The following is a 1,009-nucleotide window of genomic DNA, read 5'->3' on the forward strand; positions in this document are numbered from 1 at the left end:
TTGTAATTCTTATTTTTCTTTATCTTATTTAACTCTTCTACATTCTCAGGATAAATATTTTTTCCCTTGCCATAAATAAATCTAAATCTAGCATTTTTCTGTGCTTCATCAATTAGTGAGCTTATCTTTGTAATATCGCTGCTAACCTCACTTATACCAATAGTTACTTCAATATTTAAGAAATTTAAAAGAGCATTTCTTATTTTATTTGAAATATCTGAAAGTTTTTCCTTTAAACAGTTAACATATGAATTGTCGAAGGCTAAAATAATCCCATATTCTTCTGGAGACATTGGTAGAATTTCTCCCATATTTACTACTTCAAACAGTTGAATAACAGCATTTGTAACAGAACTCATAAGTTCCTTAAGATCATTATCCTCATACCTTTTTTTAACTATCTGAAAACTGTCAATAAGTAGAGAACAGCAAATATAATTTTCTCCTTTTAATCTTAGTGCACTATTCTCCAAATCCTTCTCAGTAAAATCTCCAGCAATTAATTTCCTAACAAGTTCATTTCTATTAACACTATGATTTTTACTACCTTTTTTTCTTTTTTCGTCCTCTAAAGCAGTCATAACCATTTTAAGAATTTTATCCGGTTCCATTTCTGTTTTTAAAATATAATCATTTATTCCGAGCTTAAAGGCACTTCTTACAAGTGTATAATCATCATAAGCACTTAACACTAAAAACTCAGTATTAATGCCAAGCCGTCTACTTTCCTCAATAAGCTCAATGCCATTCATAACAGGCATATTAATGTCTGTTATTACTATATCAACATCCCCTCTAGCTTTAATTATCTCTAAAGCTTTCTTTCCATTAGATGCCTCTAAAACCTCATCGAAACCATAATTATTCCAATCTATCAAGGACTTTAAAGCAAGTCTTACAATAGGCTCATCTTCAACTAAAAGCATTTTATACATATTTAGCTCTCCCTTTTCATTAGTATAGGAAGTATAAGTTTTACTTTTGTGAATTTATTCATTTCACTTTCTAT

1 protein-coding gene is annotated in these 1,009 nt (G+C 29.2%); it reads right to left on the reverse strand.

Translation table 11 applies throughout. The features are described from left to right. Nucleotides 1-935: response regulator (locus tag V7659_RS30610; RefSeq protein ID WP_335543778.1), on the reverse strand; the 935-nt coding region annotated here is incomplete at its 3' end. Nucleotides 936-1,009: the final 74 nt, after the last annotated feature.

The sequence above is a fragment of the Neobacillus drentensis genome (assembly GCF_036966985.1).
GTDB lineage: Bacteria > Bacillota > Bacilli > Bacillales > Cytobacillaceae > Neobacillus > Neobacillus drentensis_E.